Here is a 23,794-nt window from a genome sequence, read left to right as displayed (position 1 = left end):
CATACGCACCAAATGTTTCGGAGAAAAATTTAAAAAGGAGCACTTTGTTGTATTATAAATTGACGTAAATCAACCAATCCGGTCAAAAACGACTAATTTTGCATCGTAATAACAGAACACAATGAGACATAAAAAAGAAATTACCAAGATCGGTTCACATATATGCACCCTTCATAGTGAAGAAAAAGCAGAGTTTTTCATCATCCAGCCCATAGACAGTAATGACGAGAAAGAATTAGAAAAGCAGATAACCCACATAGAAGAGAGTTCATCCATCCCCTTCATACACGTTGCCATCCGTATCAATAAATGGAATGAAGAGCTAACACCCTGGCCAGCCCCGCCTGTGTTTGGCAAAATCCCTTTTGGAGCCGGTGCTTATTCTACCTTATTATATATAACAAGTCAGTTAATACCGACATTAAATACTCGTTACGCATTGCAATCTACCAAAGACAACACCCTCTTAGGCGGCTATTCTTTAGCAGGGCTTTTCTCGCTTTGGACGGCCTATGAACCAGACAATCCTTTCTGCGGGATAGTCGCCGCATCGCCTTCCGCATGGTATATAGGCTGGTTGGATTATGCTGAAAACCACCAGCCTCTAATAAATTACGCCTACCTAAGCCTTGGCGACAAGGAAGAGAGAACAAAAACGAAGATAATGGCAACGATCAGTAAAGACATCCTACGCCAAGAACAAATATTCAAAGACAAAGGAGTCAACTGTAAGATGGAATGGAACGAAGGCAACCATTTCCAAGACAACGGAGTCAGAATTGCCAAAGGATTTGTTTGGTTGATGCACCAAAAAAAGGTTCTTCCGTTAAATGGATAGATGGGAATAGAATAAAGGGCTTGTGTACTTGCATAGTATGACTCTCCGAAAACGGATGGTCTTGCAAAGGAGGATAAGCTGAAAGATAAAATGCAGAAAAGGCAAATTGATACGATACCTGTCCATCAGCATGTCTTTCCGTCTTTTACACACAATTTATTTCCATATCATCGGTGTTTGTAAACATTTTTATGCAGCTCAAAGCTGAAACATGCCCTTCTGGCTTCTAAAAGATGCCTGATTGACCTGCAACAGGTGCTCTCTTAGCGTGTTACCAACGCCCTTTTGAAGTCCAATCAAGCACCTTTTACAAACGACTTAACAACCGATTGACTGACTGCTGGTTACAAACCCGCTTTTTGCACGTGTTCTTTACATTTACAGATGATTTGTTTGAAATCATGTAATGGTTTTTCAAAATCTTATCTGTCTTTTCAACGTATTAAAATGAAAAGGTCTTTGACTCGGAGGCTGATGACAGAATAGACAGTTGACGGTCTCGGCCATGTTTTTGTTTCATCAATCACTTCGGTTCTTCCGTTAAAGCTATATGAAAAGCATCTACGCATTTAACGGAAGAACCCAAAAAAACACCGACTTTTCCATTCTTTGAATGGAAAAGTCGGTGAAAAGGGCTAATAAAAAGTCATTTCTCTACTTCAAAGCCGAAAGTAATCAATCCAACTTACAGAATTAAGAAAGATTACTTAATCCCTGCAAGGCTTCGTGCCTCAGGCGAAAGGTATTTTCCAATCTTCTCATAAGCGACTGTAAAGGTCGGCATTCCGACAGCATAAGCACCTATCTCATACTGTCCATAGGAAAAGACCACACCCTCCGGAGACAGATAAAGCCCATTGCCTGGCAGCGGAATAACCCCATTCTCGAAGAAAAGCCCATCCATAAGATCCTTGAGCTCAGCTTCTGACATCTCCCTGTCATCCGAACTGACAGTCTGCTTTAAATAATTCTCTACTTTCTCTTTAAGAAGCGGCTGTAGTACTTTCTCACAATCTGCATTCAAGATATTCCGCAGTCTGACACCCGACTTCTTGTCAAAGGTTACGCCATACTCAGAAGTCATGCCATGCGCACCACCAGTATAAATATAATATGTCGACACATAAGTAACGAAACGCTCCGTCTCCCCCCTTTTCCTTACGAACAGAGACACTTCTGGGACGCAGGGAGCAGCCCTTTCCCCATCATCCTCAAAAATCCGGTTCATACCCTCGAACGCAGTTTTTGCATAATACGTCATCATCCCCTTCCCATCAGAAAGATTTCCATAAGGCTTGACATACCCGGCATCTGCCATCTCTGATGACAGATAAGCACGCAAAGAATCAACCAACGGACTTGGCCCGGAAACCGGGAAATCATAAGCAAAATCAAGGTTACCCTTTTTACTGCTGAACGATTTTCCTATGGAATCCACCACCAACGGCACTTCTTTCTCCACAACAACAGAATCAGAAACAGCAGTCTTCGAAGCCACCGAGTCGGCCAAACACTTTACTGCCGGTTTCTTCCAGTCTGCACATCCCACAGCTGCGACTACAGACAAAAGAAACGCTGAAAGGAATAAAAATTTTCTGTTCATCATATCAACTAATGCTTGTTAAGAGAGCACAAAAATAGTCATTTCCCCCATTTTCTGCAAAACATTCTATACTTTTGTTGCATCAGGAAAAGTAACAAGGCACATTCTATAAGTCTCATGTCGTGAAAAAACGACCATAGAATATGCCGTAAAACGGAAAACAAACATGAAGATTAGTATTGTAGGAACAGGAATGATAGCCACCGAGGTCATCAAGACGCTCAGGACAGAGGCAAAAGGAATAGAGATAACCAGCCTTTTCACACACAGCAACAAGGTGAAGGCACAGGCACTTGCGAAAGCGAACCATATAGAGCGCATCTATACCGACTATGCACAGCTGCTCAGAGAAGACGGTGCCGACTTTGTCTACATCGCCGTAATCAACAGCGTTCATTATGCGTTCGTACACGAAGCATTGGAGGCAGACAGGAATGTGATTGTGGAGAAGCCCTTTACCATGACTGTTGCAGAGGCAGAAGAGCTGGCAGCAATGGCACTGGAGCGGAAGCTGTATCTCTTCGAGGCCGTCTCACCGCTCCACACACCGAACTTCCGGCTTGTAAAGGAGAATCTGGGACGTATCGCACCGATACACTTCCTACAGTGCAATTACTCACAATACTCAAGCAAATATGACCGTTATCTGCAGGGAGACATCGCTCCGGCATTCGACCCACTTTCGGGCGGTGGTACGCTGAACGACCTCAACGTGTACAACATCAACGTCGTCACAGCCCTTTTCGGTTCTCCTGTTGCAAGCCGATATTTTGCCAATTACGGACATAACGGAATCGACACCTCCGGCGTAATGGTACTCTCCTATCCTACCATGACCGCCACCTGCACCGCAGCAAAGGACTCTACCAGTCCGTCGTTCATCCTCATCCAAGGAGAGAAAGGCTGGATACGCATTCCGACAGCCGCCAACAGGTTCGGCTGTGTTGAGATCATGGAGCAGGGAAAATACACCAGCTACCAGCACAACGCATACGAAAGCCGTCTTACCCATGAATTTCTGGACTTCAAGGATATATGGGAGAGGAAAGACTACAGACAGATGGAAGCGTGGCTCGACATCTCCGTGAAAGTGATGAAAACGATAAGACAACAGGATGAAACACACAGACCGTCACAGACAGAATGACATGACCTAATGGCAATCTGCAAATGGCATAAGGTTTGCAGACTTGTCAAACAGGCGGATCCGCCTCACGAGACAGACCGCTCTTCTATAACAGGAAGAAAGAAAACAAACAAAAAAAACGAATGAATATGAATTTTGACAATTTCACAAACGTGGCTTCCAGCCATGAGCACGACCTGGAGATGTCGCGCGCATTCCCCACACTGATGCGCAAGGTGTATGTATGGATGGCAATGGCACTCGCCATTACGGGTGTCGTGGCGTACGGTGCAGGCAATTCCCCAGCACTCATCCAGATGCTTTACATGAGCAGAGGGCCGCTGCTCATCGCCGGACTGGCGGAGCTGGGTATCGTATGGTATGTCTCTGCCCGCATCAACCGCCTGTCACTCGTCAGTGCGACAGTGTGGTTCATCGTCTTCTCCGCCCTCAACGGACTGACCTTGGGGTGGATCTTCGCAGCCTTCACTTCTGCCGCCATCTCCAAGACGTTCTTCATCACTGCCGGAACCTTCGGTGCGATGGCGCTGATCGGCTCTACGACGAAGAAAGACCTTACACGGATGGGCGGCATCCTCTTCATGGCACTGATCGGACTGATCATCGCCGGACTGGTCAACATCTTCCTCCGCAGTACGATGATGGACCTGATCGTCAGCGGCATCGGCGTGCTGGTCTTCACCGGGCTGACAGCCTGGGATGCACAGACCATCAAGCGCAACCTGCTCATGGCGCCCGATGCGGGAGAGTCGGCACAGAAGGTTGCCCTCCTCGGTGCTTTAAGCCTTTATCTCGACTTCATCAACCTCTTCCTCTACCTCCTGCGCTTCTTCGGAAACAGCAGAGACTGACTGAGGACAGAAAGAGAAGACATTGACCGGACAACGTACCGGCATTCTTCCTGCAGAGCAGTCGACATGGCATATATACCAGAAGACTCCAAGGGCACATCAAAAGAAAACAGGGACAGGCGGAATCGTCTGCCCCTGTTTTTCTTGTCATCACTCAATCTGCCACTCATTGCATAAAACCTGCAACAAAGCAATAACCCTGCTCCTGACTTCGGCGAGGACGGGCTGCATTTTTTCCTGACACCGTCTTTTCATGGCGGAACACGCCCCCTCGCCCCATCCGGATTCCCTTGCTCGTTATTCCACAGGACTATTGCCGGCAAGTCCTTCTTTTCCGACATCGGGAACAAGCCTCCTTCGCTTCACGGCAATCCGGAACAGACAGCTCCCCACACATGATTATCAGCTCCGGTTTCATCCGCCGGCCTACCTAATAGTAGGTAATTGCATTTCCTCCGCATACATTCAAAACCGTTTTTTCCGCAAAAAGATATACCTTTGCGGGAAACAGAACACAAAGGAAAATGGACTTCTATGAAATTCTGGCTCCGAAGAGCCAAGGCAACTTTGCAGACCAGCTGGAGGATCTGAGCCGACAGTTTTCCGAACTGCAGTCCCATGCAGGACGCAGACTGGACTATGTCAGAATATTCCTCAGCGACATACAAAACCAACATCAGCTGCTCATCGAGAGCGAACTCTTCCAGAACGTCTTGTCAACCCTGTCAACCACTATTGTAGAACAGCCTCCTCTGAACGGCAGCAAGATCGGCATACTTGTGAAGACGACCTCCCGGGCAGACAACTGCATCTTCCAGAGCATCAGGCTGACAGAAGAGGAGACACACGGAACAAGCGCATACTTCCAGACCGTCATGCTCTTTGAGAAATATCTCAGGAGCATACAGGAAAAAGGACTTGACATCCGCACTCATCTTGTCCGGACATGGATTTACGTGGCAGACATAGACATCAACTATGACGGAATAGTAAAGGCACGCAACGACATCTTCCGCCGTTACGGCCTGACCGCAGACACCCATTACATCGCCTCGACAGGCATCGGCGGCAGTTCACCGGCGCGTTCGGCGGCCGTGGCCATCGACTTCCTGACCTATCCGGACATCCGGGAGGAAGACAAGAAATACCTCCAGGCACTGGACCATCTCAATCCTACCCACGAATACGGTGTAGCCTTCGAACGCGGCACACGCCTCACCCTTCCCGACAAGCAGATTGCATTCATCTCAGGAACGGCAAGCATCGACAGATATGGCAATGTCCTCTACCTCGGCGACGTGGAGAAACAGACCGTCCGGCTGCTCGACAATATCGAGGCCCTGCTTCAGGACGGCGGAATGTGCATGGCGGACATCAACTATTTCGTCATCTATCTGCGTGATCCTTCGGACTACACCGTCGTCAGCCGGTACATGACACGCCGCTTCCCGACCCAGCCTCACATCATCGTCCTTGCCAAGGTGTGCCGTCCGGAATGGCTCATTGAAATGGAATGTACCGCCACAAGACAATAGCAGAAAAGGCCGAGAGAAAACAGGCACAAGCATAAAAAAGTCCGCAAGAACAGGATATACGAGGAAAAATGTATATATTTGCAGACGTATTAACGTTAATTCAACTACCTATCCGTTATGAAAAAGAAACTACTCTTCAGCACATTTGCCACTGCACTCCTCCTGCTTGGAGCGACACCTGCAAAGGCACAGTTCAACATCGGCAAAGCCGCCGCCGGGGCTACGAAAGCGGTAAAGGCCGCTACTCTGACCGATGCCGACATGGCCAATTACGTAAAGGAATACATCGCCTGGATGGACAAGAACAACAAGGTATGCGATGCCAGAAGTCCTTATACCAAGCGACTGAACAGACTCACGCAGGGACTGACGAATGTAGAAGGGATCCCTCTGAACTTCAAGGTCTACTACGTCACCGACGTGAACGCCTTCGCCTGCCCTGACGGCAGTGTACGTGTATTCTCGTCCCTGATGGACATCATGACCGACGAGGAACTGCTGGGAGTCATCGGACATGAAATCGGGCACGTCGCCCACAAGGATTCCAAGAAAGGTTTCCGCACGGCTCTGCTTACCAGCGCACTGAAAGACGGACTGGCGGCATCCGGCAACAAGGCTGCCGCACTGACCGACTCACAGCTCGGGGAACTGGGCGAATCGCTGCTCAATGCCACCTACTCGCAGAAACAGGAGAGCCAGGCTGATGCCTACGGCTACGAGTTCCTGAAGAAGAACGGCAAGAATCCCTGGGCCATCGCCCTTTCGTTCGAGAAGCTGAAGAAACTGGAAGAGGATGCCGGCATACAGAAGGAAGGCAAGTGGAAGCGTATGTTCTCGTCGCATCCTGACCTCGACAAACGCATCAAGACCATGAGCGCCCGTGCACAGAAAGACGGCTTCGCACGTCCCGAGAACAAGATGCCGGAGAAGGCCGCCCCTGAAAAACCTGTTGCCAAGAAGACAACCGGAAAGAAGGCGACGGGCAAGAGAAGAAGATAAACAATGATTCCTGTCCCGGAAAGACACCAATGCCATGGGGGATCCGTGCGCAACTTCCTTTCAACCGGCAATTCCTCATTGCCTCTGAGAACAACAGGCCTTCCTCACCGGAAGAAGTAAGTTAGACCACCGTCTTTTTACCGCAGGCCGTTCCCATCCGGGCAACAGACAGCGGGCGTGCGAGCCTTCAGCACGACCCGTGATGACCAACGGCACGACCGGTGCCGGGCATCAGCACCTCGGCAGGGAACTTCCCCGTTCCTGCCACAACCATACATGGCAAGAGGGAATGAACGGCCTGCATGGAAAATGATCACCGGACAGCAAGAATCAATTAACCGGCCCGGTCCTTTTGAGAAAACAGACAAGAGGCTCTACCGTAGTCCCGGGACCGCCGGTCCGGGACTACGGTAGAGCCTCTTGTTACAGTTTCTTTCCCAAGCCCCTGCCAGTGTAAAGAAACAGAGACCGGGGAAAGATACCGACAACCGAAGCGGGACACCTCCGCATTCTTACTTCAACTTCTCCTCAAGATGCTTCAGCATGTCGGCCGTCATGGTGTCAAGGTCGTAGCGCGGCTGCCAGTCCCATTCTTCGCGGGCACAGCTGTCGTCAAGGCTATCCGGCCAGCTGTCGGCAATGCTCTGCTTAAGCGGGTCAACGGCATAAGCCATCTCGAAGCCGGGCTTGTAGCGTCTGATAGTCTGGAAGATCTCCTCCGAGTCAAAGCTCATGGAGGCGATGTTGAAACCGTTCCGATGAACCAGGCGGGACGGATCGGCCTCCATCAGAGCGATGGCAGCATGCAGGCCGTCAGGCATATACATCATGTCCATCAGTGTTCCCTTCCGGATCGGACACACGAACTTCTCCCCACGGACCGCCGAATAATAGATGTCGACGGCATAATCGGTCGTGCCGCCACCGGGAGGCGTCACATAGGAAATAAGTCCCGGGAAGCGCACGGAGCGGGTATCCACACCGTACTTCTTGAAATAATAGTCGCTGAGCAGTTCCGTCGTCACCTTCGATATTCCGTAGATTGTACCGGGACGCTGCACCGTGTCCTGCGGAGTCTTCGTGTGCGGCGTGTTCAGGCCGAAGGAGCCGATGGAGCTCGGCGTGAAGACCGCACACTTGTTTTCGCGTGCCACTTCAAGGATGTTCCAAAGCCCGTCAATACCGATTTTCCAGGCCAGCTGCGGTTTTTTTTCTGCCACGACAGACAACAATGCTGCAAGGTTGTAGATGGTGTCAATCTTGTGTTTTCTTACAACTTCGGCAATCATCTCAGGATTCGTAACATCGGCCTCTGCAGACGGTCCGCCTTCTTTCAGCTCCCCCCGGGGTTCCGCCCCCTTGATGTAGCCGGCGACGATTCCGTCGTTTCCATAACGCCTTCTAAGTTCTCTGGTAAGCTCCGAGCCTATCTGCCCTGTCGAGCCAATGACCAAGACATTTTTCATAAATATTGATAAGTTTATGTTTACAAGTATGCAAAGTAAACATATTTTTTGATGAATGACCCTTTCTCCAGTATTAAAATTCTTAAAAATAAGGTCAGACAAGTAAAAAAAATGCCTGTGAATGATGCTTTTCTCGTTTTTTATCGCTTACTTTGTCCACAACAAATTTAAAATCTAATGTTATGTACGGTAAGATGAAAGAACATCTCAGCAATGCGCTTGCAGAGATCAAGGAAGCCGGACTTTACAAGGAGGAAAGAATCATTGAAAGTCCGCAGCGTGCAGCAATCGAAGTAAAAGGCAGGGAAGTGCTGAATTTCTGTGCCAACAACTATCTGGGCCTTTCGGACCACCCTCGCCTGCTCGCAGGAGCCAGGAAGATGATGGACAGACGGGGCTTCGGCATGTCCTCGGTGCGGTTCATCTGCGGCACACAGGACATCCACAAGGAGCTGGAAGCCGCCATCTCGGAGTATTTCAAAACGGAGGACACCATCCTCTATGCGGCCTGCTTTGATGCCAACGGCGGCGTGTTCGAACCGCTCTTCACGGACCAGGACGCCATCATCTCCGATTCGCTGAACCACGCCTCCATCATCGACGGCGTACGTCTCTGCAAGGCAAAGCGTTATCGCTATGCCAATGCCGACATGGCCGACCTCGAACGTTGCCTGAAAGAGGCACAGGCACAGCGGTTCCGTATCATCTGCACCGACGGTGTCTTCTCCATGGACGGCAATGTGGCACCTATCGACAAGATCTGTGATCTGGCAGAGAAGTACGATGCACTCGTGATGGTAGACGAGTCCCACTCAGCAGGTGTTGTCGGTGCGACAGGACACGGCGTGAGCGAGCTGTGCAAGACCTACGGGCGGGTGGACATCTACACGGGGACGCTCGGAAAGGCATTCGGCGGCGCACTCGGCGGCTTCACTACAGGCCGCAAGGAAATCATCGACATGCTCCGTCAGCGCAGTCGTCCCTACCTCTTCTCCAACTCACTTGCACCCTGCATCATCGGTGCCAGCCTCGAGGTCTTCAAGATGCTGAAGGAAAGCAATGTCCTCCACAACCGGCTCGTCGAGAACGTCACCTACTTCCGCAACAGGATGATGGCTTCCGGCTTCGACATCAAGCCTACCCAGAGTGCCATCTGCGCCGTCATGCTCTACGATGCCAAGCTGTCGCAGGTATATGCCGCCAGGCTGCTTGACGAGGGCATCTACGTGACCGGATTCTATTATCCCGTTGTCCCGAAGGGAGAGGCCCGCATCCGTGTACAGCTGTCAGCAGGCCACACCCGCGAGCAGCTCGACAAGTGCATTGCAGCCTTCATCAAGGTCGGCAAAGAACTGGGCGTACTGAAATAGTCCGCTCACAGAGGACAGGTTCCGGTAACCGTCCTTGACGGGTCTTTGCCTTTCAGACGATCGGCTTCCGCTTTCTTCCTGAAAGAGCATGGCGGATTATGCGGCCGGAAGGGAGAAGGCGGAAGAACCCGTATAAAGGCAAAAAGGCACAAAATGCTGACAGCATCCACGTCAACGACCTACCGACGTGTGATTCTCAGGACATGCCACATACAATAATACAGAAGGCGCACGATGAACACCAGACAGGTTCATCGTGCGCCTTCCGTCTTTTCCGCACATGAGGTATGCAGGCGACAGGCAGGCGGGTCTGTCGGAAGTCAGCCGCCTTGCCGTTCTGCCATCATCAAATCCTACGGGACGCTCTTCCGCCGTATAAAGTTGCTTACCGGATAACCGCCGAACAGCGTCCCTCCTGTGTCGTCACACGCACCACATAGGTGCCCTTGGGCAGGGAGAGCGATATGCTTCCGGAGGCATCGGCCGTACCGCCGGCCACACGCACGCCGTTCATGCCATACACCTCCACACTTTTCAGCCCCTGTCGCTGCACGGAAAGACGTCCGCCGGTGAACCGCAGGACATCTTTGGCGTGGGCCGTTTCAATCCCGTCCGTCACATCATTGTTGACAACGGAAATGAATGTCTGCCGGGAAGAAGCCGGTATCAGGTCCACATTCCCGCCGTCTTCCTCGCCAATCAGTGCCACCCGGTAGCGGCGGTTGTTGATGAGCCGCTCTTTCTTAGGGTCGATCCAGTCGCTGGTAATCTGCGTCATAAGCCCGGCACTACTCAGGTCGACCTGCAGCGGTCTCTTCATCACGGGAATAGAAACCTCTGTCTGCGTATCGATCAGATACAGTGTCAGACTGCCTTTGTAATGCACATTTTTCCCAAGGAAAGCCATACAACTCACTTTGAAAGTCGGAGTTTTCTTGACATCTATCCCTTCACCCGGTATGCTTTCCTCGTTGTTGTCCTGAACAAAAGCACGCACGGTTGCAAAGACATCCCGCTTCTTCCCGTCCTCCACCGTGACCTTGTAAGGTCCGTGCAGGGGGCGGTCGTTTACCCTGCAGGTATTCCCATCGGCATTGACGATTGTCACACGCAGCCGGTATTCTCCCGCAGCGGTACCGTAGGGAACGGTAAACGGCAGCCTGACCCTCGTCGTGGCATACATATCGAAGTCCACCTTGTTCTTTGTCTGCGAGGTATAGACAGCTGTCCCCTCGCCGTCAACCAGTTCCACCTTCACAGTTCCGTCAAAGACCTGTGCATCCAGTTTACGGATGGACAAGAGCAGCCTGTTCTCCTCACCGGGAATCAGCCTGCCGTCCAACTGCGGGTCGGCTGCGAGCTGATAGGCAGGTGTCTTCGACGGCAGTTCCAGATAGTCGATTTTCCCATCTGCCACCTTCATCACCACTCGCGGTGCCTTCTTCATCCTTACCCACGTGCCCAGCGTGCCGTTTTCCTGCAGCCCGGCCACAATGGGCGACAGCGTGTAAGTGCCGTTGGCCAGTGCAGAGAAGTCGAGCGTAAAGGGTATCTCCTCGTCTATAACAGCCCCTGAAGTCATCTTCTCGTCATTATAGACAAAGCGGACTTTGGTGAATATGCCTTTCCCTTTCTGGCTATAGGGAAAAACGTTCGTCAGTCTGCCGTCCGCATCATAGATTCCCACGCCGATGTCACCCATGAAGGGGTCGTTGCTCTGATTGGTGAAATCTTTGTACATCAGCTTCACGCCGGCAGCAGGCACTGCAGGCGCTTCACCCTCGAAAGCCATCTCACTGCCAAGTCTGAAAGCTATGTTCGGCGACTTGTAGGCGATGTCGGCATCAATCTTGGGCGTATTCGGCTTGTTGGGATGTATGGCGATCACGTGCAGCGAACGGCTGAAAGTGAGCGGTTTCCCTCCGAACTCACTGCCTGTGGAAGTGATGTTCAAGGCCGTGACGGAGTAGTAGCCGTTGGCCTGACCGCCCCAGCCGAGGTTCATGTGGAACCGGTCTTCGCTGTCGAAGCCGTCGCAGACCCACGCATGGCCGCCTCCGCCGCCGGCCGACATCCCAGACATGTAGAGCGGGAAACCGTTTCGGATTTCCTTCTTCAGTATCTCCACGAAGTGGGCAGCCCCCTCGTCAGACCGCCCTATGAGGGAGGCGTCGTAATCGAAATAGTCGCGCAAAGCCCGCTCTGCCAGATAGTCCTGTGTACCGCTTGAGGCAGGCGTGTACTGCATGGCCGTGGCGATACCCACGTCGCTCATCAGCTTTGCCACGGCATTGTTCTGCCGTTCCGTAGCCCTCACGTGGGCATAATCGGGCAGCATGTCCCCCCAGTCGTAATGCGACTGGGAGAAGTCGGCCGACCTGACAGTATTGTCGTAAGTCACCCGATAGCTTGCCTGTCCCTTTCCCTGCTCCGGCCACCGGTGGTAAAACATGACCTGCGCCACTGCCGTAGCCACACAGCCCGTCGGGTAATCACCGCCCACCAGCAGATTGTAAGGATCGAACTGGCTCCATTTCGTGCTGACCAGCGGGTCCACATGGTCACCCGCCGCCGTGGCAGCGGCCGCACGCGTGGTAAGCCGCCTGTCCTTCCCCAATATCTCGTAGACCTTCCGGTAGGCATCGAAGAGATAACGGGCCTCGGGACTGAGACGGGTCATGTCGATCGAGGTCTCGTCGCCGTAGGCCAGCACCTCGCCCATCCTGTCGTCGCCGGCAACGACCACGAAGCCCTTTCCGGCAGCATCATTGAAGACATAATAAGGCTGCGGAACCGTCGATGCCGCCATGCGTGTCTTCCGGTTTACGGAAACCTTGCGGTCAACCTTCACATAACGGCGGGCAATGCGCAACGCCGTCTTGAAATCTCTGTTGTCGGCAGAGCCGACCGTGACGGAACACAGGAAGGCCAGTGCAAGGAAGCTCCTGCACAGGAAGGTATCTGACATACGATGACCGTGTCCGCCCTGAATCCCTCGAAATAATAAATGTATCATATCAGGTTTGTAATCCTATTGAATAACCGGCTGCAAAATTACAGTATTTTTTCCAATTACCGGCAGAGAACAAGCCGAAATCGGATGTCCAACCAAATGAAAACGAACAGAGGACGTTCCCGGCAGAGCAAACGGAGAAGAGAACAAGACACAGCAGCAGGATCCGCAAACAACTTGTTTACAGCAGGATACAATGCGATGTATGAAAACCGGGACACCTTTCTCCTTCCCTTATCTCTGCGCTTATGACCTGCTTCACCGCCAGGCGCCAGCCTCCAGCCTGCTTTATTCTGCAGACGGACTGTGACAGGACATGCGTGCGAGCCCTCAGCACAAGGGGTGTCTGCCACCAGCACAAGGGGTGCCTGCCACCAGCACGAGGGGTGTCGGGAAGCGGCAGGGCAGCCCCGTTCCATTCGTCCATATCGTAAGAAGCGGAGACCGCCTGATACGGAAAATGCCTGACAGACAGCAAGGTATGCAGAACATTAAAGCTCCTGACAGACGAAGCTTCTTGAATCCATCGTCCCCGGGCTTTCTGCCCCTGCCGGATTGCCGTCCGGTCCCGTTCGGAAGCTGAAACTGTTAATCTTCTGTTAAACGGACGTGAACGGCCTTGCCTGTCGGTTTATTTTGGCTATATTTGTACAAACTCTTCTAAACGGCAAAGCGAGACGGATTTCTACTGAAAGCTGCCGGAAAACTATGTTGACATGACAAAAGAAGACAGACAGAACGCCATTCTCGAGCAGCTTCTGGCACAGGAGTCCATACTGGTCTCCGACCTGGCGGTTTCCCTGGATGTGTCGCTGGTCACGATCCGGAAAGACCTGACCGAACTGGAGCGGGCAGGGAAGCTGTACCGGAGCCACGGCAAGGCCATCCTCATCAACCCCTTCACCAACAACCGGTCGGTGAACGAGAAGGAGAAACTGAACGCTGAAGAAAAACAGCTTATCGGGGCTGAAGCCGTCAAGCTGCTCACAAAGGACGATTCCATCATCCTCGCCTCCGGGACAACCATCCATGCGCTGGCCTGCAACATACAGCCGGCAGGACGGCTGACAGTCGTGTCGGCCTCCCTGCGCGCCACGATGACGCTGACCGCCAACGACAACATCGACATCATACAGCTCGGAGGCATGGTCAGACACAGCAGCGTGTCGGTCGTCGGACAGTACAGCATGGAGATCTTACAGGGCTGCTCGTTCAGCAAGCTCTTCCTCGGCGTGGACGGCATCGACCTCGACTTCGGCATCTCGACCACCGACATGCGGGAAGCCGAACTGAACCGGGTCATGATGCAGGCAGCACAGAAGACCGTCGTCCTGGCCGACTCCAGCAAGTTCGGCCGGCGGGGCTTTGCCAGGATCAGCAGGCTGGAAGACGTCGACATCATCATCACCGACTCCAAAATACCGCAGACGGTGGCGAAGAAGATAGAGGAAACGGGGATAGACCTCATCATTGCGAAGTCGGCCGGCATAGAACAAAGGACATAAACAGAAAACATACCAATTCACTTACGATTATGAAAATACCATCAGAGTTTGACCCTATCCGTCCGTTCGAGCCGGAGGAGTTGCCGGCTGTCTACGACCGGATCCTTGCTGACAAGCAGTTCCAACAGGTGCTGGCGTATCTCTACCCTGATGTACCCAAGGAGGCGCTGGCGCAGAAGATGCACGCCTGCAAGACCAACCTCGACTTCCAGAAGGCTTTCTGCTATCCGTTCCTCCAGCGTCTCGTCACGAAGCTGAGCCTGGGGTGCAGCATCGATGCGGTGAACATCAACACACGGAACCGCTACACCTTCGTCAGCAACCACCGTGACATCGTACTCGATTCCGCCTTTCTCGACAAGCTGCTCCTCGACGTGGGCTTTGCGACCACCTGCGAAATCGCCATCGGAGACAATCTCCTCTCGCAGGACTGGGTGCGCGACCTGGTACGCATCAACAAATCTTTCACCGTAGAGCGTGCCCTCCATTCCGTGGAGATGCTCCGTGCCAGCAAGCGCATGTCAGAGTACATCCACTTTGCCATCGCCGAGAAAAAGGAGAACGTATGGATCGCCCAGCGGCAGGGGCGCGCCAAGAACTCCAACGACCTTACCCAGCCGGCCATCCTGAAGATGATGGCGATGGGCGGCGAGGGTACGGTCATCGAAAGGCTGAAGCAGCTGCACATCGTGCCGCTGGCCATCTCCTATGAATACGACCCATGCGACTACCTCAAGGCGCGCGAGTACCAGCTGCGGCGCGACGTTCCGTTCTGGAAGAAGACGGCCGAGGACGACATGGAGAGCATGCTGGTAGGCATCAAGGGATACAAGGGACATATCTTCTACAAGTGCGCCTCCTGCATCGACGAATGGCTCGACACGGTGGACGGGGAACAGCCGAAGAACAAGCTCTTTGACGAAATCGCCGCACACATCGACCACGAGATCCACTGCAACTACAGGCTTTATCCGGTCAATTACGTGGCACTGGACATGATTCAGGACACACGTGTCTACGAGGAGTATTACACGCCTGAAGACTATCAGGACTTCGAGCATTATCTTGAAGGGCAGATTGAGAAAATCGACATTGAGAACCGTGATGACAAGTTCCTGCGTACCTGCCTGCTGACACAGTATGCTTATCCTGCCAAGAACTACATCGCCGCATCGCCTGAGAACGGGCGTTTTAAATCGCTGCTGAACCGTCTTACCTTCAAGAAGTGATGCCCCGTGGACGGATTCAGCAAGAGATTTCACGGCATCGTGACGATGGTGACGGCACTCGTGTCGTTACTCATCCTCTCCGCCTGCGACCATGACTTTTACAAGACCGGGGACAGTGACCTGTCCTATCTCCACACCGATTTCGTCGAGGCCAGGACAAACAGTGCGTCCGCCTTCATCTCCGCACGTACGGATGACGGCGCACAGCTGACCCTGCAGCCGGCATTGAAAACACCGTGGGCGACAAAGGGAGACACCGTTTACCGTGCACTGCTGCATTATAATAAGGTGGAGAAGGGTGTGACGGAACCGGTCGGCATCAGTCCGGTCGCCGTCCTGCACATACGTCTCTCCATCGATTTTCCGCAGGTACCGGCCGATCCCGTGACCTTTGAGAGTGCGTGGGTAAGCCGGAACAGGAAGTATCTGAACCTCGGACTGAAGCTGAAGACAGGACAGAGCAGCGGAGTACGGGCCGTCCAGTCATTGGGCATCGTCTGCAATTCTGTCCGCCGGCAGCCCGACGGCGGCCGCACCTTCTATCTGCAGCTGTACCATCAGCAGAATGGTGTCCCCGAGTACTACAGCACCCGCGTCTTTGCAAGCATTCCCCTGGCGGACCTGAAAGAGAAGGATTCCATCGTCCTGGACATCAATTCCTACAAGGGAAAAGTCAGGAAACGCATCGCCTTCTGACCGGAAAGAAAGGATAAGCCGGCTCTCCCCGCAGGTCGTCCAGGCAACGGACATACGTGCGCCGTCTGCGGCGAGGCCTTACGGAACAAGGCCGGACAGGAGTAGCTTCCGGGTACGGTCTCCGGCTGAGGACAGCATATCAGGAGGGATTCCTCTGAATAGAAGCCGACAGTCTGCCTGTCATTTACAAACAAAGTGTCATCTTTGCCCTATTATGAAGTACAGCATCATCGTTCCTGTATTCAACCGGCCGGAGGAGGTCGACGAACTGTTGGAGAGCCTGCTCGGACAGGAGGAAAAGGATTTTGAAGTCGTCATCGTGGAAGACGGCTCGCAGATTCCATGCAAGGAGGTCTGCGGAAAGTATGCGGACAGGCTCGACCTGCATTATTACCAGAAAGAGAACTCCGGTCCCGGACAGAGCCGCAACTACGGCGCAGAACGTGCCGGCGGAGACTATCTGCTCATCCTCGACTCTGATGTCGTACTGCCGAGGGGGTATCTCCGTGCCGTCAGCGAAGAGCTGGACCGTAAGCCGGCCGATGCCTTCGGAGGCCCCGACCGTGCGCACGATTCCTTCACCGATACCCAGAAGGCCATCTCCTATTCCATGACTTCCTTCTTCACGACCGGCGGCATCCGGGGCGGCAAGAAGAAGCTCGACAAGTTCTATCCCCGCTCGTTCAACATGGGCATCCGCCGTGATGTCTATCAGGAGCTGGGCGGTTTCTCCAAGATGCGCTTCGGCGAGGACATCGACTTCTCCATCCGCATCTTCAAGGCGGGCAAGCACTGCCGGCTGTTTCCCGAAGCATGGGTATGGCACAAGCGGCGCACCGACTTCCGCAAGTTCTGGCGGCAGGTCTACAACTCCGGCATCGCCCGCATCAACCTCTACAGGAAATACCCCGAATCGCTCAAGCTCGTCCATCTCCTGCCGATGGTGTTCACCGTGGGGACGGCTCTCCTCGGCCTGCTTGTCCTCACGGGCATCCTCCTGCTGTGCCTTCCCGGTACAAGAGCGGAAGGATGGCGTCTCCTCCTGACAGGACTGATACCGCTGCTGCTGTACAGTGCCGTCATCTGCACCGATTCCGCCCGGCAGAACCACAGTCTGAAAATCGGACTGCTCAGCATCCGTGCGGCGTTCACCCAGCTCACCGGCTACGGCTGCGGATTCATCAGTGCCTGGTGGAAACGCTGCGTATGCGGTAAGGACGAGTTCTCTGCATACAACAAGAACTTCTACAAATAGAGTCCATCAAGACGGATGCAGGATTATGAATGAGGAACTCAACCGGCTGTCCATCAACCACTGGGCGGAAGCCGACCGACCGCGTGAGAAGCTCGAAAGGCTGGGAGCGGCAGCGCTCAGCGATGCCGAACTGCTTGCCATCCTGATCGGCTCGGGCACTGCGGACGAGAGTGCCGTTGACCTGATGAAACGCATCCTCAACGACTGTAAGAACAATCTGAACACCCTGGGGAAACTGTCCATCCGTGACCTGACGACCTACAAAGGGATCGGGCCGGCAAAGGCAATCAGCCTCCTTGCGGCCTGCGAACTGGGGAAAAGGCGGCAGAATGCCGCTGCCGAGAAGGCTCCGCTGCTGGACAACGCCAAGAAGGTGTATCAGTTCATGCACACGAAGATACAGGACCTTGACATTGAAGAGGGCTGGATGCTGATGATGAAACAGAACTTCCGCCTCATTGAGGCAAAGCGCATCTCCATCGGAGGACTCACGATGGCACCGGTAGACATACGGCTCATGATGAAAGAGGCACTGCTGAAAAACACCACCATACTGGCCTTCTGCCATAATCATCCAAGCGGAAGCACGAATCCGAGCCGGGAGGATGACAAGCTGACGACATCCATCCAAAAGGCATGCAGCGTGCTCCACATTCATTTTGCAGACCATGTGATACTTGCTGACGGCAGCTACTTCTCCTATCGGGAAGAGGGGGAGCTATGACCATGGGGAGTGCGTAAGGGAGAGAATATACCTAATAAAGGGTGTTCAGAAACGGGATGATGCATGTTCTTTTCTTTGACCCATACCATGAAAATAATCCATACAGATAATAAATAAAGCAGCTCTGATAGGGCTGCTTTATTTATTTCCATCAAATATGACAGGATCTCCCACCGGCATCAAAAGTACTTTCCCTTTCGGTCCTTTCACTCCGGGAGATCTGCAGAATCCGCTTTTAAAAGACCGGAGACACATCCCAACAAACAAAAATAAACGGCTGAAAAGGGTTCTTCCGTTAAATGCGTAGATTAAAAATAGAATAAAGGCTTATATACTTGCAGGGGATGACCATTCAAAACCAGATGGTCTTACAAAGGAGGACAAACTACAGGATGAAGTGCTGGAAAGGAAAATGGATATGATGCCTGTCCATCAGCATTTCTTTCCGTCTTCCGCAGACAACTTATTTCCATATCACCGGTGTTTGTAAACTGTTTTCATGCACTCCAAGCCGACACATGGTCTTCTGGCTTCTAAAAGATGCCTGATTGACCTGCAACAGGTGCTCTCTTAGCGTGTTACCAACGCCCTTTTGAAGTCCAATCAGGCACCTTTTACGAACGACTTGACAACCTGCTGATTGACTGCTGGTTACAAACCTGTTTTCTGTACGTGTATTTTTATATTCACAGATGATCTGTTTGAAATTGTGTAATGGTTTTTCAAAATATTATCAGTGTCTTCACGTATTAAAATGAAAAAGTCTTTGTATCGGAGGAGGATGACAGGATAGACAAGTTGACAGTCTTGGCCATGTTTCTGTTGAATGAATCACTTCGGTTCTTTCCGTTCAAGCTATACGAAAAGCATTCACGCATTGAACGGAAGAACCCTAAAAAGGACTTGTCTTCATGGAAAGAAATATATTTTTTCCATGAAGACAAGCATGAAAAACACGACAGGAAATCATTTCTTACCGTGAAGGGGGGAATCACAGGAGATGCGGAATCAGGGACGCAGCGCACCCTGCTCAATTGCACTTATGCGTCATGATATTCAGCACCATATCATCGGTGTTGCACATCGCTTCCTTACCGATGCTGGTCAGATTGCGGATGGACTTGTCGACATCTTCATCGATGATGCCCTCGGCCGCCGTCACGTGTTTGCCCTCCATGGACAGGGTGGCGGAAAGGATCGCCGTGGAGACACCGGACGAAATCTTCAGCGAACAGCTGGGCTTGGCACCGTCGCAGATCATGCCGGTAAGATTGGCTATCATATTCTTCACGGAGTGGCAGACATTCACGTAATCCCCTCCCATCAGATAGGTGATGCCGCAGCTGGAACCGATACTTGCCACCACACAGCCGCAGAGGGCCGACAGCGCACCGAGGCTCTGCTTGATGTAGATGGCGGTAAGGTGACTCAGGACGAGCGCACGGATGAGTTCTTCCCGCGTATTCTCGTTCTCCTTGGCGAAAACGGCTACCGGATTGGTGGCACAGATACCCTGGTTGCCGGAACCGCTGTTGCTCATCACAGGAATCAGGGCACCGCCCATGCGGGCATCGCAGGCAGAAGCAGTCTTGGCTATGATGTGCGAATAGATGCTGTTCCCGAAGATGCCACGGCTCAGCGGACGGTCCATGATCTTCCCCAGGCAATGCCCGTAATTTCCCTTCAATGCCTCCGCCGCAGCACGGAGATTGTAGCGTTTGGCTTCCAGGATGAAGTCTATTTCCTCCACCGGAGCAGTTGTGGCAAACTCCCATACCGTACGGAGATCCAGACAGAGCTGCGCAGTATCAGCAGCAGCCGCACTCGGCTTCAGTCTGTCGAGCAGGACTTTCCCGTCGGTCTCTTCGAAGACAATGTTCGTATGACTTCCGCTGATGACGGCCGTCGCACGGTGTCCGGCGGTTTCACAGCAGACTTCTATATACAGTTTCTCCGTGATACCTTCCTTCAGCTTGATGTCAATCCGGTCCTCACCGATGAACCGCTTTCCGGCTTCCAGACTTTCCGGCGTAAGGTCCTTGATGACCTCCAGCCGGTAGTCCGACTTCCCGATCAGGACACCCAGGGCAATGGCGATAGGCAGCCCGATCATCCCTGTGCCCGGGATGCCCACTCCCATGGCGTTCTTCAGGATGTTGGCGGAAAGCAGTACGCTGACTTTTACCGGTTTCTCTCCCAGCAGCTCTGTGGCACGTGCGGCACACAACGCCACCGCCATCGGCTCCGTACAGCCCACGGCAGGAACTACCTGCCGGTGGATCAACTCGATAATCTGTTCTCTGATATTCGGCTCAAGCATAATGATTGTTATGGGTTTAGTCTGACGCTGTTATGATCACAAGGGTTATTCAGTTCCTCCGGCATCAGTGTGCCAGAGGCAGGATTTCGCCTAATTCCCGGCGCATGGCATCCATCTTCTGCCGTCGTTCGATAGAGAAAGTAGAGTCGTGCGCCTCCACGTAGTCGAACAGACAGTACGCTTTCTCCTGCAACATCTGCCGCAAGGGCTGCCCTTTGTAGCTCGCTTCGGCATACAGCAGTTCCGCAAGCATGCCGATCCGGTCTGTCCGCTCGTCCTCCTTCCACTGCTCTCCGGCATATTTCAGCAGGTCGCCGACAGAGAGGTTGCGCAGGTCGTCATATTCTCCGACATACTGTCTGTAAAGGTCTTTCAACTCCTTATCCCACTTCAGGTCGTCTCCCTTCTTCACGAGAAAACGCGACACGGCAGCGTTGAATTCCTCTATCAGGCGAATAAAATAATCTCGTTGTAACATAGTAGGTTTCCGTTTATGGTACAAAAGTAAAGAAAAAAATGGTATAAATCCACTTTTCATGGAGTTTTTACACAAAAAGTCAATGGGAACGTTTCCCGGCCTGGGCTGTGAAACAGATAATACCCGCTCCTAAAGAATCTTACTTCTTCCGGCCGAAATCGGCCGGTATCTCTCCCCACTGCCTTGTCTCCCATTTGATGACAGGTGTCATGACCTTATGGGTCTTGAGCCAGTGCTCGGCACGGGCGATGACCTGATAGAGCTGTTCGGTCTCCGCATTGCGGACAAGTGTCGTCTTGCAATGCTTCTTGTCCACCCACAGGATGGCATTGTAGGAATCGCTGTAGATGACCTTGTCTGTTATTCCCTGCCGCTCCATCAAGGCCAGAGCGTGTACGATGGCAAGGAACTCTCCGATGTTGTTCGTCCCCAGCACGGGGCCGAAATGAAACACCTGCTGCCCGGTCTGCAAATCGACGCACCTGTACTCCATCGGTCCGGGATTACCGGAACAGGCGGCATCGACAGCCCAGGCAGCCCGTCCCTCCGAGACAGGGGAAGGCTGCGTACCTGTCCGTTGCTTGTAATCTGTTGGCATTTTATCTTGTCATGTATTCCTGGTCCGGCCGTCCGGCCAGACCAGCTTCCATCGCTCATATCGCTTTCCCGGCTTTTCCTGACGGTATCCCGTCAGGCCTCCTCCCCCTTCGGGGAGAGGGGCGGGACTTCCCTTACATTCTCTCCGGCACCTCAATGCCCAGCAGTGCCATACCGTTCCTGATGACTTTTGCCACATTCTTCGCCAAGACAAGCCGGGTGATCTTCTCGGCCTCGGTGTCAGCGCTGAGGATGCTGTAGTCATGATAGAACTGGTTGAACTCCTTGGTCAGTTCGTAACAGTAGTTGGCGATGCCGCTGGGACTGTAGTCGATGCCTGCCTGTGCGACGGCAGTACCGAAGTCGTTGAGCTTCTGGATGAGTTCTATTTCCTTCTCGTTCAGCGGGGCATCATCGGCCAGCGATGCCGGCAGGAGGATGTCCTGCGCCGCTGCCTTGCGGAGAATGCTGCGGATGCGGGCGTAAGTGTACTGGATGAACGGACCCGTGTTGCCGTTGAAGTCGATGGACTCCTCGGGATTGAAGAGCATGTTCTTGCGTGCGTCCACCTTGAGGATAAAGTACTTCAAAGCCCCCATCCCCACGATGCGTGCTATCTCGTTCTTCTCCTCCTCGGTGATGCCCTCGAGCTTGTTCACCTTGTCTTCGCTGAGTTTCTTGGCATTCTCTATCATGGAGGCGACCAGATCGTCGGCATCGACAACCGTACCCTCACGGCTCTTCATCTTGCCGTTCGGCAGTTCGACCATGCCGTAGGAGAAGTGTACAAGATCCTTGCCCCACTTGAAGCCCAGACGGTCCAAGAGGATGGAAAGCACCTGGAAGTGGTAATTCTGCTCGTTCCCGACGACGTAGATCATCTTGTCGATGGGGAAGTCGTTGAAGCGCATCTCGGCCGTACCGATGTCCTGCGTCATGTAGACCGACGTACCGTCCTTGCGCAGCAGGAGCTTCTGGTCCAGACCCTCTTTGGTGAGGTCGGCCCATACGGAGTTGTCGTCCTTGCGGAAGAACAGTCCCTTCTCCAGACCTTCTTCCACCTTCTTCTTGCCGACAAGGTAGGTATTCGATTCATAGTAGATCTTGTCGAAGCTCACGCCCAATGCCTTGTAGGTCTCGTCGAAACCGGCATACACCCAGTTGTTCATCTTCTCCCACAGCGCACGTACCTCCGGGTCGCCCTGCTCCCACTTGACGAGCATCTCGTGTGCTTCCTTGATCAGCGGTGCTTCCTGTCCGGCTTTTTCCTCGGCGGCATCAGATGTCATGCCTTCCTTCTCATACTGTTCCTGCAACTGCCTGCACTCTTCTTTGAAGTGCTTGTCGAAGAGGACATAGAAATCACCGATCAGGTGGTCACCCTTCTTGCCGGCCTTCTCGGGCGTGATGCCGTTGCCCCACTTCAGCCAGGCCAGCATCGACTTGCAGATATGGATGCCGCGGTCATTGACGATGTTCGTCTTCACCACCTTGTTGCCGTTGGCTTCCATGATCTGTGCCAGCGACCATCCGAGCAGGTTGTTGCGCACGTGGCCGAGGTGAAGGGGCTTGTTGGTGTTCGGTGAAGAGTATTCGATCATTACCAGCGGACTGTCTGCCGTCACCCTTTTCTCACCGAACTTCTCATCGGCATTGATGTCGTTCAGCAGTCCTGTCCATGCCGCCTGTGCGATGACAAGGTTGAGGAATCCCTTGACGACGTTGAAGTCGGCAACCGCCTTGCAGTTCTTCTTCAGGTATTCGCCCAGTTCCTGCGCCGTCTCCTCGGGCTTCTTGTGCGAGGTCTTCAGCAGCGGGAAGGTGACGAGGGTAAGGTTACCCTCGAAATCACTGCGTGTCTTCTGCAGCTGGATCATCTTCTCCGGAACTTCGGTTCCGTATAACTCCTTGACAGCTGCAAGTGCAGCACCGGTAATTTGCTCTTCTATCTTCATTTTTCGTTTGTCTTTTATTCTGATTGCAAAGTTACGGAAAATCAGCCGAATAACGGAGAAGCTGGATTGTTAATTCATCATTCATCCTCCCATATTCTTATTCCGGGCAGCCTCATCTCCTTGTTTCCGATCTTTCCCAACACATGTTTTTACAAAAAAAAATACGAAAAACACTTTTACTTTCCATATAAAATCTTACCTTTGCAAACGATT

Annotated in this window: 18 protein-coding genes; 11 read left to right on the top strand and 7 right to left on the bottom strand. The window is 52.7% G+C overall.

The window, feature by feature from the left end:
- The first annotated feature begins 121 nt into the window (after window positions 1-121).
- Window positions 122-838 carry an alpha/beta hydrolase gene (locus J4864_RS06430; protein ID WP_211814142.1) on the top strand — a complete coding sequence of 239 codons (717 nt, stop codon included), beginning with the start codon at window positions 122-124 and terminating at the stop codon, window positions 836-838.
- A 703-nt stretch (window positions 839-1,541) separates the two neighbouring features.
- Here the strand turns inward: J4864_RS06430 and J4864_RS06425 are convergent.
- Window positions 1,542-2,444, bottom strand: coding sequence for a DUF3298 and DUF4163 domain-containing protein (locus J4864_RS06425; protein ID WP_211814141.1), 903 nt, complete (start codon window positions 2,442-2,444; stop codon window positions 1,542-1,544).
- A 163-nt stretch (window positions 2,445-2,607) separates the two neighbouring features.
- Between J4864_RS06425 and J4864_RS06420 the strand changes: the two genes are divergently transcribed.
- From J4864_RS06420 to J4864_RS06405, 4 genes are all read left to right on the top strand, one after another.
- Complete coding sequence (locus tag J4864_RS06420; RefSeq protein ID WP_211814140.1) at window positions 2,608-3,588, top strand: Gfo/Idh/MocA family protein; 981 nt, start codon at window positions 2,608-2,610, stop codon at window positions 3,586-3,588.
- A 122-nt stretch (window positions 3,589-3,710) separates the two neighbouring features.
- A complete protein-coding gene (locus J4864_RS06415; protein ID WP_211814139.1) occupies window positions 3,711-4,439 on the top strand; it encodes a Bax inhibitor-1/YccA family protein in 729 nt (242 codons plus the stop codon).
- A 524-nt stretch (window positions 4,440-4,963) separates the two neighbouring features.
- Complete coding sequence (locus J4864_RS06410) at window positions 4,964-5,974, top strand: Rid family hydrolase (protein WP_211814138.1); 1,011 nt, start codon at window positions 4,964-4,966, stop codon at window positions 5,972-5,974.
- Between the two features lie 117 nt (window positions 5,975-6,091).
- Complete coding sequence (locus J4864_RS06405) at window positions 6,092-6,973, top strand: M48 family metallopeptidase (RefSeq protein ID WP_211814137.1); 882 nt, start codon at window positions 6,092-6,094, stop codon at window positions 6,971-6,973.
- 512 nt (window positions 6,974-7,485) lie between these two features.
- On the opposite strand, the gene J4864_RS06400 is transcribed toward J4864_RS06405, so the two are convergent.
- The gene (locus J4864_RS06400) at window positions 7,486-8,439 is read right to left on the bottom strand and encodes an NAD-dependent epimerase/dehydratase family protein (protein ID WP_211814136.1); all 954 of its coding nucleotides are present in this window, start codon (window positions 8,437-8,439) and stop codon (window positions 7,486-7,488) included.
- A 182-nt stretch (window positions 8,440-8,621) separates the two neighbouring features.
- Here J4864_RS06400 and kbl point away from each other — a divergent pair, with 182 nt between their 5' ends.
- Window positions 8,622-9,809, top strand: a complete 1,188-nt coding sequence (gene kbl / locus J4864_RS06395) for a glycine C-acetyltransferase (RefSeq protein WP_007368052.1) — start codon at window positions 8,622-8,624, stop codon at window positions 9,807-9,809.
- Between the two features lie 385 nt (window positions 9,810-10,194).
- On the opposite strand, the gene J4864_RS06390 is transcribed toward kbl, so the two are convergent.
- Window positions 10,195-12,825: a C10 family peptidase gene (locus J4864_RS06390; protein WP_246479390.1), complete on the bottom strand. Its 2,631-nt coding sequence runs from the start codon at window positions 12,823-12,825 to the stop codon at window positions 10,195-10,197.
- Between the two features lie 713 nt (window positions 12,826-13,538).
- Between J4864_RS06390 and J4864_RS06385 the strand changes: the two genes are divergently transcribed.
- From J4864_RS06385 to radC, 5 genes are all read left to right on the top strand, one after another.
- Entirely contained in the window at window positions 13,539-14,327 is a 789-nt protein-coding gene (locus J4864_RS06385; RefSeq protein WP_007368047.1) for a DeoR/GlpR family DNA-binding transcription regulator, read from the top strand.
- Between the two features lie 29 nt (window positions 14,328-14,356).
- The gene (locus J4864_RS06380) at window positions 14,357-15,556 is read left to right on the top strand and encodes a 1-acyl-sn-glycerol-3-phosphate acyltransferase (protein ID WP_211814135.1); all 1,200 of its coding nucleotides are present in this window, start codon (window positions 14,357-14,359) and stop codon (window positions 15,554-15,556) included.
- Between the two features lie 6 nt (window positions 15,557-15,562).
- A complete protein-coding gene (locus J4864_RS06375; RefSeq protein WP_211814134.1) occupies window positions 15,563-16,252 on the top strand; it encodes a NigD1/NigD2 family lipoprotein in 690 nt (229 codons plus the stop codon).
- A 214-nt stretch (window positions 16,253-16,466) separates the two neighbouring features.
- Entirely contained in the window at window positions 16,467-17,507 is a 1,041-nt protein-coding gene (locus J4864_RS06370; RefSeq protein ID WP_211814133.1) for a glycosyltransferase family 2 protein, read from the top strand.
- Window positions 17,508-17,532: 25 nt separating this feature from the next.
- Window positions 17,533-18,231 carry a RadC family protein gene (gene radC / locus J4864_RS06365; RefSeq protein WP_007368043.1) on the top strand — a complete coding sequence of 233 codons (699 nt, stop codon included), beginning with the start codon at window positions 17,533-17,535 and terminating at the stop codon, window positions 18,229-18,231.
- 1,030 nt (window positions 18,232-19,261) lie between these two features.
- Here radC and J4864_RS06360 read toward each other — a convergent pair.
- From J4864_RS06360 to argS, 4 genes are all read right to left on the bottom strand, one after another.
- Window positions 19,262-20,551 (bottom strand): L-cysteine desulfidase family protein, encoded by a 1,290-nt coding sequence (locus J4864_RS06360; RefSeq protein ID WP_211814132.1) that lies wholly within the window; start codon window positions 20,549-20,551, stop codon window positions 19,262-19,264.
- Window positions 20,552-20,615: 64 nt separating this feature from the next.
- A complete protein-coding gene (locus J4864_RS06355; RefSeq protein ID WP_211814131.1) occupies window positions 20,616-21,029 on the bottom strand; it encodes a hypothetical protein in 414 nt (137 codons plus the stop codon).
- Between the two features lie 139 nt (window positions 21,030-21,168).
- Window positions 21,169-21,627 carry an RNase H family protein gene (locus J4864_RS06350; RefSeq protein WP_211814130.1) on the bottom strand — a complete coding sequence of 153 codons (459 nt, stop codon included), beginning with the start codon at window positions 21,625-21,627 and terminating at the stop codon, window positions 21,169-21,171.
- A gap of 133 nt (window positions 21,628-21,760) precedes the next feature.
- Entirely contained in the window at window positions 21,761-23,581 is a 1,821-nt protein-coding gene (gene argS, locus J4864_RS06345) for an arginine--tRNA ligase (RefSeq protein ID WP_211814129.1), read from the bottom strand.
- Window positions 23,582-23,794: the final 213 nt, after the last annotated feature.

The sequence above is a fragment of the Prevotella multiformis genome (assembly GCF_018127985.1).
GTDB classification, from domain to species: Bacteria; Bacteroidota; Bacteroidia; order Bacteroidales; family Bacteroidaceae; genus Prevotella; species Prevotella multiformis.
Note: the sequence above shows the minus strand (reverse complement) of the source record. Positions and strands in the feature narration are given on the sequence as shown.

Bases quoted from the DNA above. Each gene is read 5' to 3' on its own strand.
- J4864_RS06430 (WP_211814142.1), top strand. From the start codon at position 122: ATGAGACATAAAAAAGAAATTACCAAGATCGGTTCACATATATGCACC.
- J4864_RS06425 (WP_211814141.1), bottom strand. From the start codon at position 2,444: ATGATGAACAGAAAATTTTTATTCCTTTCAGCGTTTCTTTTGTCTGTA.
- J4864_RS06420 (WP_211814140.1), top strand. From the start codon at position 2,608: ATGAAGATTAGTATTGTAGGAACAGGAATGATAGCCACCGAGGTCATC.
- J4864_RS06415 (WP_211814139.1), top strand. From the start codon at position 3,711: ATGAATATGAATTTTGACAATTTCACAAACGTGGCTTCCAGCCATGAG.
- J4864_RS06410 (WP_211814138.1), top strand. From the start codon at position 4,964: ATGGACTTCTATGAAATTCTGGCTCCGAAGAGCCAAGGCAACTTTGCA.
- J4864_RS06405 (WP_211814137.1), top strand. From the start codon at position 6,092: ATGAAAAAGAAACTACTCTTCAGCACATTTGCCACTGCACTCCTCCTG.
- J4864_RS06400 (WP_211814136.1), bottom strand. From the start codon at position 8,439: ATGAAAAATGTCTTGGTCATTGGCTCGACAGGGCAGATAGGCTCGGAG.
- kbl (WP_007368052.1), top strand. From the start codon at position 8,622: ATGTACGGTAAGATGAAAGAACATCTCAGCAATGCGCTTGCAGAGATC.
- J4864_RS06390 (WP_246479390.1), bottom strand. From the start codon at position 12,825: ATGATACATTTATTATTTCGAGGGATTCAGGGCGGACACGGTCATCGT.
- J4864_RS06385 (WP_007368047.1), top strand. From the start codon at position 13,539: ATGACAAAAGAAGACAGACAGAACGCCATTCTCGAGCAGCTTCTGGCA.
- J4864_RS06380 (WP_211814135.1), top strand. From the start codon at position 14,357: ATGAAAATACCATCAGAGTTTGACCCTATCCGTCCGTTCGAGCCGGAG.
- J4864_RS06370 (WP_211814133.1), top strand. From the start codon at position 16,467: ATGAAGTACAGCATCATCGTTCCTGTATTCAACCGGCCGGAGGAGGTC.
- radC (WP_007368043.1), top strand. From the start codon at position 17,533: ATGAATGAGGAACTCAACCGGCTGTCCATCAACCACTGGGCGGAAGCC.
- J4864_RS06360 (WP_211814132.1), bottom strand. From the start codon at position 20,551: ATGCTTGAGCCGAATATCAGAGAACAGATTATCGAGTTGATCCACCGG.
- J4864_RS06355 (WP_211814131.1), bottom strand. From the start codon at position 21,029: ATGTTACAACGAGATTATTTTATTCGCCTGATAGAGGAATTCAACGCT.
- J4864_RS06350 (WP_211814130.1), bottom strand. From the start codon at position 21,627: ATGCCAACAGATTACAAGCAACGGACAGGTACGCAGCCTTCCCCTGTC.
- argS (WP_211814129.1), bottom strand. From the start codon at position 23,581: ATGAAGATAGAAGAGCAAATTACCGGTGCTGCACTTGCAGCTGTCAAG.